The sequence below is a fragment of the Haloarcula limicola genome (genome assembly GCF_010119205.1).
GTDB classification, from domain to species: Archaea; Halobacteriota; Halobacteria; order Halobacteriales; family Haloarculaceae; genus Haloarcula; species Haloarcula limicola.
The window spans coordinates 1,048,999-1,060,076 of sequence record NZ_WRXM01000001.1 but is presented as its reverse complement, the minus strand read 5'-3'; the positions used below and the strand labels follow the sequence as shown (position 1 = coordinate 1,060,076).

The window sequence follows — 11,078 nt, the reverse complement described above, 5'->3', positions numbered from 1 at the left end:
CTGATGACGGACCCAGACGGCCCGTGACCGACGACGAACAGGTGAAAGCGGCGCTCGCTGCGCTCGCCGACGGCGAGGGTGAGACGGCGGCCGAGTCGGACGCGGGAGACCGACGCTCGCTCGCCCGGGCGACTTCCGAGCGAGAGGTGGGAGCGAACGGTGGGGAGGGGTTTCGAGACTATCGCACGGTCATCGAGCGGGCAGTGACGGCGACGAAAGATGTCGAGGCAGCCGCACGGTTCGTGGAGAACGGTGGCCTCGACGCGCTCGAATCGGCCGTCGAACAGGCCGAACGCGAGGTGAGCGGACTGGCGACCGAGGGCCGAGCGGCGCTGACGGCGTTCGAGCGGTTTCGGTCGGTCGCCGACGACCGGCCCGAGGAACGTTGAGCGGAACCGCCGGAGGCCGATGACTCGGCCTACGCTCGGATAGTGTTGCCCTCGATGTCGCGGGGGAAGAACGTCAGCCACTCGACGCCGTCCTCGGTGATGGCGATCGTGTCCGAGTGGCGGTAGCCGGCGTCCTCCGTGTAGACGCCCGGTTCGATGGTGTAGACCTGCCCCGGTTGCATCTCCGCGTCCTCGTCGGTGACGCGGTCGGCGTCGGTCCAGCCGCGGTCGATGTACGGCGGTTCGTGTCCGTCCAGTCCGATGTTGTGTCCGACGTGATGCCGCGCGAGGTCAGCGATGCCCTGCTCGCGGAAGAAATCTTGCACCTGCTCGTCCACGTACGCGATCTCGACGCCAGGGCCGAGTGCGTCGATAGCGACATCCTGTGCCTCCTTCATCAACTCGAAGTAGTGGACCTGTTCGTCGTCGGGTTCGCCGACGAACATCGTCCGTTCCAGTTCCGAATGGTAGCCGTCGACGTTGGCCGACGCGCCGGTGACGAGCACGTCGCCCGCCGAGAGCCGTTCGTTGGGCGTGTGGCCGTGCGGGAGCGCCGTCTCCTCGCCGGAGATGTAGCCGGCGTGGACCGGGCCGCTCCCACGGACTCGCTCGACGTAGTTGTCGCCGAGCGTGTCCAGCATCGCCCGAGATGCGTCCGTGGAGGCCCGCTGAGAGACCGTCGCCGGATGCGCGCCGACCTCGGTGTAGTCAGCGAGGTAGCGGTGGCCGAGGTTGGCCCAGCGCGCGGACTCGCGGATGCAGTCGATCTCGGCGTCGGTCTTCTCCCAGCGCATCCGGTCGACCCACGACTGGGTCTCCACGTCGACAAACTCTGAGAGGGCGGGCCCGTCGTAGCCCATCACGCCCGGCGCGCCGTCCGAATCGGCGACGACGCCTTCGACGCCGAGGGTATCGAGCATCTCGGCGGCCGTCTCGACGGGTCGTCCCCCCGGATAGTCGAAGTAGTGGTGGACGGCGTCGATGCGCTCGTTGGGCTCGACGCGTTCGACCTCCAGTCGCGGCACCGTGATCTCGATGCGGTCCTGCGTGAGCGCGAGCGCGACGGGCCGTTCGGTCTGGATGTGTGCGAACCCCGTGACGTACTCGATGGCCGTCGCGTCGAACCAGACGGCGGCGTCGGCGGCCGTCTCGGCCAGGTACTGCCGGCAGATCTCGATTCGGCCGCGGTACTCCGACGCCGGGAGCTGTGTCGCCATGTCCTCGCCTTCGACGGAGGGCGTTATAGGCGCGGCGGCGGTCCCGCAGCCGCGCGGTCGCCGAACTACTTTCACCGCGGTCACGACACCTCTTTAGGAACCGCTGGCATACGACCTGACAGATGACACGGGTGATACACACCGGCGACACGCACGTCGGGTACCAGCAGTACCACGTACCCGAACGCCGGCAGGACTTCCTCGACGCCTTCCGTCGGGTCGTCCGTGACGCGATCGAGGGCGACGTCGCCGCCGTCGTCCACGCGGGGGACCTCTTTCACGACCGACGGCCGACGCTCTCGGATATCATGGGGACGCTCTCCGTCTTGGAAGAGCTCGCAGAGGCCGACATTCCATTTCTAGCCGTCGTGGGCAACCACGAGGCGAAGCGCGACGCCCAGTGGCTCGACCTCTACGAGTCGCTGGGACTGGCGACGCGCCTCGACGCGGAACCGACCGTCGTGGGCAATACCGCATTCTACGGACTCGACTTCGTCCCTCGCTCCCAGCGCGAGGACTTGGAATACGACTTCGCCGCTCACGACGTCGACCACGCCGCGCTGGTCACGCACGGCCTCTTCCAACCGTTCGACTACGGCGACTGGGACGCCGGCGAGATACTCGATCAGTCGTCCGTGGCCTTTGACGCTCTGCTGCTGGGCGACAATCACGACCCCGGCAAGCAACGGATCGACGAGACGTGGGTCACCTACTGCGGGTCGACCGAGCGGGCGAGCGCCAGCGAGCGCGAGGACCGCGGCTACAACATCGTCGCGTTCGACGGCGAGACGCGCATCACCCGCCGCGGCGTCGACACCCGCGAGTTCGTCTTCGTCGACGTGGAACTCGGCCCCGAGGAGGGCGTCGAACGGGTCCGGAGCCGCGTCGGCGAACACGACGTGGAAGACGCCGTCGTCATCGTCGGCATCGACGGCGACGGCGATCCGATCGCTCCCGCGAGCGTCGAGGAGTACGCCTTGGACGCCGGCGCGCTCGTCGCCCGCGTCACCGATCACCGCGAACTCGCCGCCGACGAGCGAGAGACGAGCGTCAGTTTCGCCGACCCCGACGACGCCGTCGCCGAGCGCGTCCGCGAACTCGGTCTCAGCGGAGCCGCACAGGATATCGACGAGACCGTTCGCGCCTCGAAAGTCGCGGACGCCAACGTCGCGGACACGGTCGAGCAGCGCGTGCAGGAACTCGTCGAGGAGGACCCCGACTCGCTGACCGCCGCTGATTCAGCCGGCGACGAATCGGTAGACGGGGGACTGAGAGACGACGAGGCGTCCGATTCCGACCCGTCCGGTGGCGGCCCGACGGCGGCGGAAGCCGACGGCGGACAGCCGACGGGAACGACCGGGAGCGACGAGCGGCCCGAGCAGAGCGCCGACGAGGGCGAGGACCAATCGAGCATGGACCAGTTCCTCGGTGGTGACGACTGATGCGATTCCAGCGCGTCGCACTGGAGAACTTCAAGTGTTACGACGACGCCGATCTCGCGCTCTCGCCCGGCGTCACGGTCATCCACGGGCTGAACGGCAGCGGGAAGTCCTCGCTGCTCGAAGCGTGCTTCTTCGCCCTCTACGGGTCGAAGGCCATCGACGAGAACTTAGACGAGGTGGTCACCATCGGCGCGGACGACTGCACCGTCGACCTGTGGTTCTCTCACGCCGGCGGCGACTACCACCTCACGCGCCGCGTGCGTAACACCGGCGAGCGAGCGACGACCGCCAAGTGCGTCCTCGAAACGCCCGAGGAGACGTACGAGGGCGCTCGCGCCGTCCGCCGACGAGTCACCGAGCTCCTGCGGATGGACAGCGAGGCGTTCGTCAACTGCGCGTACGTCCGGCAGGGCGAGGTCAACAAGCTCATCAACGCCTCGCCGGGCGAGCGACAGGATATGCTCGACGACCTGTTGCAGCTCGGGAAACTGGAGACCTATCGAGAGCGAGCGAGCGACGCCCGCGTCGGAGTCAAGCGCGTCCGAGAGGACAAGCAGAGCCGCCTCTCGCAACTGGACGAGCAGATCGAGGCGAAGGAGGACCGCGACCTCCACGAGCGTCTGAACGGACTGGAGAGCGAACTGAACGACACGCAGAGCGAAATCGAGCGCATCGAGGAGCAACGGGAGACGGCGACGGACACGCTGGAGCAAGCCAGCGCAGTCCTGGAGGAGTACGAGGAGCGCCGGACCGAGCTGGACGGGCTGAGCGAGGAGATATCGGAACTGGAGACCGAGATCACCGAGGCGGAGAGCGAACGGAACGACCTCGAGACGCGCATCTCGGAGCTGAGAGAGCGGCGCGACTCGCTCTCGGAGGAGCTGGACGAGGCGGTCGCGGAGAGCGAACTGGACGAGGCCGACTCGGAGGCGGTCGATGCCCGTCTCGACGACTTACAGGACCGCGACGAGGAGATTCAGGAGCGCATCACCGAACAGAGCGTCGAGGCGAAAGAGCACAACAGCACCGCCGACTCGTTGGAGGAGCAGGCCGAGGACCTCGAATCGCGCGCCGAGGCGAAGCGAGGGGAGGCCGACGAGGTCGAATCGGCCCTCGAAGACGCCCGCGAGACCATCGCTGACCGCCGGGACCGACTCGACGAGATCGACGGGAAAATCGAGACGCTCGAAGCCCGGTTCGCCGACGCAGCGGTGGACCGCGAGTCCGCCGAGGCCCACCGCGAGGAGGTGGCCGCCGAACTCGACGAGTCCCGACAGCGAGTGACCCAACTGGAGACGAAACTGCGGAGCGAGCGCGAGTCGCTCCGCGAGGCCGAGACTCTCCTCGAAGCGGGCAAGTGCCCCGAGTGCGGGCAGAGCGTCGAGGAGTCGCCCCACGTCGAGTCCATCGAGGACGACCGGGAGCGCGTCGCCGAACTGGAGGGTGACCTCGAATCCGCCCGCGAGACGGTCGAGACGCTCGAATCGAAGCTCGAACGCGCGGAGTCGCTCGCCGACGCCGCCGACCGACTGGCGACGCTCGAAGACAACCGCTCGAACGTCGTCCAACTGGTCGAGGAGAAGGAGTCGGGACTGGAAGCCGACGAAGAGCGGGCCGAGCAACTGCGCGAGGACGCCGCGGACCTCGACTCACGGGCCGAGGAAAAGCGCGAAGATGCCACCGAGCAGCGCGAGGCGGCCGACGACTGCCGGTCGGTCATCGCCGAGTGTAACCAGGAGCGCCAGCGGGTCAAGACCGCTATCGAGCGGCTGGAACGGATCGAGACACTGCTTTCCGACGTAGAGGAGTGCGAGCGCGAGATCGAACAGCGCCGCGAGACGCGCACGCGACTGGCCGAGACGAACGACCAGCGCCGGGAACGCCTCACGGAGAAGCGCGAGCGAAAGCGGGAGCTGACCGAGCAGGTAGACGAGTCCCGCATCGAGGAGGCGCGCTCGGAGCGACAGCGCGCCGAGAACTACGTCGAGAAGGCCGACGCGAAGTTAGAGGAGCTGCGCGAGGAGCGCGACGACCTCCAGAGCGCCGTCGGTGCCGTCGAGAACGAACTCGACGAACTGGAATCGCTCAGGGAGCGCCGCGAGGAGCTGGCCGGGGAGGTCGAGAAGCTCGAATCGCTGTACGACGAGGCCGAACAGCTACAGGAGATGTACGGGACGCTCCGGGCGGAGCTGCGCCAGCGCAACGTCGAGACGCTCGAACGGATGTTGAACGAGACGTTCTCGCTGGTCTATCAGAACGACTCCTACGCCCGAATCGAACTCGACGGGGAGTACCAGCTGACCGTGTTCCAGAAGGACGGCGAGCCGCTGGAGCCCGAGCAGCTCTCCGGCGGCGAGCGCGCGCTGTTCAACCTCAGCCTGCGCTGTGCCATCTACCGGCTGCTCGCGGAGGGCATCGAGGGGTCCGCGCCGATGCCGCCGCTCATCCTCGACGAACCCACCGTCTTCCTCGACTCCGGCCACGTCACGCAACTGCTCGATCTGGTCGAGTACATGCGCGACGACGTCGGCGTCGAGCAGATTCTGGTCGTCAGCCACGACGAGGAACTCGTCGGCGCGGCCGACGACCTCGTGCGCGTCGAGAAGAACGTCACCTCGAACCGCTCGCGGGTCGACCGCGTCGAGCGAATCGAGGAGAAAGTCGCGGAACTGGCTTGAGACGGGTCGACTCGGTTCGGTTCACTCGGTCGCGGTGAGGAACGCGACGGCTTCGCTCGCCGTCTCCGTCGCGTCGTAGCCCCGCTGGCCGGCGACGGTCGCCTCTTCCAGCAGTCCGGCCGCGCGGAACTCGCCGAGCAGTCCGTGGAGATCGCTCTCACAGAGGTCGTAGCTATCGAGCAGTTGCTGGACCGAGAGCGGGCCGCGCGCGTCCACCTCGACGAGGAGGCCGAGCGCTCGGTCGTCGTGGGCGGCCGTGACGACGACGCGGACGGCGTCGGGGACCGCGCTCGCGGCCGTCGCGAGCGGCGACTCCCCCTCGACGGGTTCCAGGTCGTCATTAGAGACGTGGCGCTCCGAGCCGGTCTCGGGGTCGCGGACGAGGCTCGCGTCGCTGGACTCCTTCAGCAGCAGGTAGCGGGCGCCGGACCCGTCGCGAACGGTGCGCATACCGGCGGTAACCGACTCGCGCGGTTAGCCGTTGCGGTCGGTGGACGTGTCCTCGGCGTCGTCGCTGCTATCCTCTCCGCCGTCCTCTCGGTCTCGCTTGCGCTCGTGCTGGAACCTGACGTAGCGGAAGGTCCCGTAGCCGAAGGCGACGACGCCGACGAGGAAGATCCGGAGGCCGAGGTCGACTCGGCCCTCGAAGTAGATGAACATCGGCCCCACCGAGAGGGCGAGCAGCGCGACGTTGAACACGATGACGAGCTTCCAGAACAGCGCGGCCGTGTCGCTGGCGGCGCTGCCGTCCGGGGCGCTGGGCGCTTCCGGGACGTCCGGTCCGAGGCTGTCCGGATCGAACTCGTCGGGCTCGTGGGGGCTCTTCTCGGAGAAGACGCTCTCCGTGGCGTCCGGGTCGTCCTCGTCGGAACCGTCCAGCACGGTATCGAGTCGGACCGCGACCGATAAAAGGACTTCTAGGCGACCTCGCTCAGCGACACGGCGGTGTCCGTCTGGACCCACGCGAGCGGGTTCTGCGCGTCGTAGAACACTGTCCCCTCTTCGGTCTCGTACGTCTCGGTGGTCTGGACTGCGTCAGGGAGCGCAGGCTCCGACCGAAGGTCGTCCGCCCGATCCGACTGGCCGTCGGGAGATGCGTGGTGCGACATAGGGGCGTCAGCAGGTCGTATGTCATTGTGTGGCATATACTTTCTGCCTGCGTCAAACACGGCCGACCGCCGACGTTTTTATGGGGCGTCTCGAAGGGTGGGCAAGCATGAGTGACGAGGGCCAGCGAGCGCTCGGGGACTTCGCGCCGAGCGATGGCGACGGCGACGGGAACCGGCCGGTCGCCGACGAGGCGGCGGCCGTCGCCGGCGACGGGGGATCCGGGGCGAGCGTCGTCGACGTGGACGAACAGCAGTTCCCGCCGGTCGAGGAGACGGTGGAGTTCGTGGTGACGCAGGTCGATTACACGGTCGAGAGCAGCGGGGACGACGAGTTCCCCGTCGTCCACGTCTTCGGTCGTACCGCCGAGAACGAGGCGGTCCACGCGCGCGTCTACGAATTCAAGCCGTACTTCTACGCGCCGGTGGCGAGCGCGACCGAAGACCGACTTCGGCAGTACGACAGCATCACCGGGTGGGAGGACGCCGACGGGGACGGCGACCCCTACGAGTCGATCCGCGGCGAGCGGCTCCGCAAGATCTTCGGACAGACCCCCCGCGACGTGGGCCAGATGCGGGACGACTTCGACCACTACGAGGCTGACATCCTCTTCCCGAACCGCCTGCTCATCGACAAGGACATCACGAGCGGCGTTCGGGTCCCGGCCCGCGAACTCGACGACGGGAGCTATCAGGTCCACCACGAGGAGGTGACGCCGGTCGACGCCAGCGCCGAACCGCGGGTGAACACCTTCGACATCGAGGTCGACGACCGCCACGGGTTCCCCGAGGACGGCGAGGAGACCATCGTCTGTCTCACCTCTCACGACTCCTACGACGACCAGTACGTCGTCTGGCTCTACGAGTCACCGGACGGCATCGAGGGGCCCGAGGCGCTCGCCGAGTACGATCCCATCCGCGAGGACGCCGAGTTCGAGGCCGACGTGCGCGTCTTCGAGGAGGAGGAAGCGATGCTCGACGCGTTCATCGAGTACGTCGAGACGACGGACCCGGACGTGCTGACCGGGTGGAACTTCGACGACTTCGACGCGCCGTACCTCTTGGACCGCATCGAGGAGCTCCAGAGCTACGACCACGACTACGACCTCGATATCGACCGCCTCTCGCGCGTGGACGAGGTCTGGCGCAGCGACTGGAACGGCCCGGACATCAAGGGTCGGGTCGTCTTCGACCTGCTGTACGCCTACAAGCGCACGCAGTTCACCGAACTCGAGTCCTACCGGCTGGACGCCGTCGGCGAACAGGAGCTCGGCGTCGGCAAGGAACGCTACACCGGCGACATCGGCGACCTCTGGGAGGACGACCCCGAGCGACTCCTCGAATACAACCTCCGGGACGTGGAACTCTGCGTGGAACTCGACCGGGAGCAGGACATCATCGACTTCTGGGACGAGGTCCGCACGTTCGTCGGCTGTAAGCTCGAAGACGCGACGACGCCCGGCGACGCCGTCGACATGTACGTCCTCCACAAGCTCTACGGCGAGTACGCGCTACCCTCGAAGGGCCAACAGGAGAGCGAGGACTACGAGGGCGGAGCCGTCTTCGACCCGATCACGGGCGTCCGCGAGAACGTCACCGTGCTGGACCTGAAGTCGCTCTATCCGATGTGCATGGTGACGACGAACGCGAGCCCGGAGACGAAAGTCGACCCCGACGCCTACGACGGCGACACCTACCGCGCGCCAAACGGCACCCACTTCCGAAAGGAGCCGGACGGCGTCATCCGGGAGATGGTCGACGAGCTCCTGACCGAGCGCGAGGAGAAGAAGGAGCGACGGAACAGCCACAGCCCGGCCGACCCGGAGTACGAGCGCTACGACCGCCAGCAGGCGGCCGTGAAGGTGATCATGAACTGCTTCACGCCGGACACCGACGTGCTGACGCCCGCGGGCGTCCAGAACATCCGCGAGCTCGAGGTCGGCGACGAGGTGTACTCGCTGGACCCCGAGACGATGGAGATGGAGGTCAAGCCAGTCGTCGAAACCCAGGCGTACCCGGACTATCGCGGCGAACTCGTCGACATCGAGACGAGTAAGACGGACTTCCGCGTCACGCCGAACCACCGAATGCTCGTCCGAAAGAACGAGACGAACGGGATCACCGAGGACAAGTATCGGTTCGTGGAGGCGGGCGAACTAGACGACGCGACGAACTACGAGCTCCCGCACGACTGGGAGGGTCCGGACGGTGACCCGCTGGAGGCCGTCGACCTGACCGAGCTCGTAGACGACTACGAGGTGTGGGTCCGACCATCGGTCCACGGACACACGTTCGCGGCCGAACTCGGCTACTATCCCGACAAAGTACTGAAAGACGACGTCGGACGAGAGGGGTATGTCTTCGATCCCGAGGAGTTCGAGCGCCACCGCGAGTACATCGAGTCGGTCGCGGAAACGACCTTCGTCCACGCGGCGGCGGGTCGCAAGTGGATTCCGCGGACGTTCGACGGCGACGACTTTCTGGAGTTGCTCGCGTGGTACGTCACCGAGGGGAACGTCTACACCTCCGAGACGAAGCAGTTTGGCGAGAACACGCGCGGGTCCGGGACCACGGTCAAAATCGCTCAGGACGCCGTCGCCGACGGCGGCGAGGGTCACCACGCTTCCATCGGGTCCCTGCTCGACCGGATGGGCTTCGATTACTACGTCGACGACCGGGCCTACCAGTTCACCTCGAAACTGCTCGGGAACCTGCTCGAAGACCTCGCAGGAGCCGACAGTTTCAGCAAGCGGATTCCGGACTTCGTCTTCAAGGCGAGCCGACGGCAGAAACGACGGTTCCTCGACACGCTCATAGACGGTGACGGCGACTGGCAGCCGAACTCGTGGCGGTACACTACGTCCAGCGAGCGGCTACGCGACGACGTACTGCGACTCTGTGCGCATCTCGGGCTGACCGCCAGCTACGACCACGACAGCGGGTCGTGGCGCGTCTACTGCGCCGAAGAGAGCAAGAACACGCTCCGGATGCATCGGAGCAGCGACCGAAGCACGGCCGACGACGGCGTCTACTGCGTCACCGTCGAGGACAACCACACGCTCATGGCCGGTCGCAACGGGAAGTTCCAGTTCGTCGGGCAGTCGCTGTACGGCGTTCTCGGTTGGGACCGCTTCCGCCTCTACGACAAGGAGATGGGCGCGGCGGTCACGGCCACCGGTCGGGAAGTCATCGACTACACCGACGAAGTGGTCGAGAACGAGGGGTACGAGGTCGCCTACGGCGACACCGACTCGGTCATGCTCCAACTCGGCGACCTCGGTCCCGAGGACGTCGAGGGGGACGTGACGGTCACCGACGAGATGCGCGAGAAGCATCCCGAGATGAGCGACGACGAACTGGAGATCATCGCGGCGACCATCCAGAAGGGGTTCGAGGTCGAGGAGACGATAAACGCCTCCTACGACGACTTCGCGCTCGAACGACTCAATGCGCAGTTCCACCGGTTCGAGATCGAGTTCGAGAAACTGTACCGGCGCTTCTTCCAGGCGGGCAAGAAGAAGCGCTACGCCGGTCACATCGTCTGGAAGGAGGGCAAACACGTCGACGACATCGACATCACGGGCTTCGAGTACCAGCGCTCGGACATCGCGCCCATCACCAAGCGCGTCCAGAAGGACGTCATCGACCGCATCGTCCACGGGGAGGACGCGGAGAGCCTCAAGACCTACGTCGCCGACGTCATCGAGGACTACCAGGACGGCAACGTCGACTTAGACGACGTGGGCATCCCGGGCGGCATCGGAAAGAAACTGGACAACTACGACACCGACACCGCACAGGTTCGGGGGGCGAAGTACGCCAACCTCCTGTTGGGGACGAACTTCCAGAGCGGGTCGAAGCCGAAGCGACTCTATCTCGACAGGGTCCACGCCGACTTCTTCACGCGCGTCGAGGACGAACTGGGTCTCGACCCGGCACAGGACCCGCTGTACGGCGAGTTCCGCCGGAACCCGGACGTCATCTGCTTCGAGTACGCGGACCAGATTCCCGAGGAGTTCGAGGTGGACTGGGACAAGATGCTCGATAAGACGTTGAAGGGACCGATCGCCCGGATTCTGGAGGCGCTCGACGTCTCGTGGGACGAGGTCAAGTCCGGACAGGAACAGACCGGCCTCGGCCAGTACATGTAGCCTCGCAGCCACCGATTTTCTCGGCGGAGAAATATTGTTTCTATATACCGAACTCGATTTCGCGGCAATGCGAAAGCTTGATGGGTGAAACAGAC

At 66.4% G+C, this 11,078-nt stretch carries 8 protein-coding genes; 4 read left to right on the top strand and 4 right to left on the bottom strand.

From position 1 onward, the window contains the following. The first annotated feature begins 23 nt into the window (after positions 1–23). Positions 24–389, top strand: coding sequence for a DUF7966 family protein (locus tag GO488_RS05460; protein WP_162316776.1), 366 nt, complete (start codon positions 24–26; stop codon positions 387–389). Between the two features lie 29 nt (positions 390–418). Here GO488_RS05460 and GO488_RS05455 read toward each other — a convergent pair whose 3' ends face one another. Then, positions 419–1,606 (bottom strand): M24 family metallopeptidase, encoded by a 1,188-nt coding sequence (locus GO488_RS05455; protein ID WP_162316775.1) that lies wholly within the window; start codon positions 1,604–1,606, stop codon positions 419–421. 122 nt (positions 1,607–1,728) lie between these two features. Here GO488_RS05455 and mre11 point away from each other — a divergent pair, with 122 nt between their 5' ends. Continuing rightward, positions 1,729–3,048, top strand: a complete 1,320-nt coding sequence (mre11, locus tag GO488_RS05450) for a DNA double-strand break repair protein Mre11 (protein WP_162316774.1) — start codon at positions 1,729–1,731, stop codon at positions 3,046–3,048. Beyond that, positions 3,048–5,726, top strand: a complete 2,679-nt coding sequence (gene rad50, locus GO488_RS05445) for a DNA double-strand break repair ATPase Rad50 (protein WP_162316773.1) — start codon at positions 3,048–3,050, stop codon at positions 5,724–5,726. Before mre11 ends, rad50 begins: the two co-directional genes overlap by 1 nt. 21 nt (positions 5,727–5,747) lie before the next feature. On the opposite strand, the gene GO488_RS05440 is transcribed toward rad50, so the two are convergent. The 3 genes from GO488_RS05440 to GO488_RS05430 are packed head-to-tail and all read right to left on the bottom strand — an operon-like array spanning position 5,748 to position 6,835. Continuing rightward, on the bottom strand, positions 5,748–6,176 hold the full coding sequence (locus GO488_RS05440) for a DUF7346 family protein (protein ID WP_162316772.1): 429 nt from the start codon (positions 6,174–6,176) through the stop codon (positions 5,748–5,750). Between the two features lie 24 nt (positions 6,177–6,200). Then, positions 6,201–6,608: a DUF7322 domain-containing protein gene (locus GO488_RS05435; RefSeq protein WP_241692895.1), complete on the bottom strand. Its 408-nt coding sequence runs from the start codon at positions 6,606–6,608 to the stop codon at positions 6,201–6,203. 35 nt (positions 6,609–6,643) lie between these two features. After that, entirely contained in the window at positions 6,644–6,835 is a 192-nt protein-coding gene (locus tag GO488_RS05430) for a DUF7331 family protein (protein ID WP_135302175.1), read from the bottom strand. A 107-nt stretch (positions 6,836–6,942) separates the two neighbouring features. Between GO488_RS05430 and GO488_RS05425 the strand changes: the two genes are divergently transcribed. Then, positions 6,943–10,983 (top strand): DNA polymerase domain-containing protein, encoded by a 4,041-nt coding sequence (locus GO488_RS05425; RefSeq protein ID WP_162316771.1) that lies wholly within the window; start codon positions 6,943–6,945, stop codon positions 10,981–10,983. Positions 10,984–11,078: the final 95 nt, after the last annotated feature.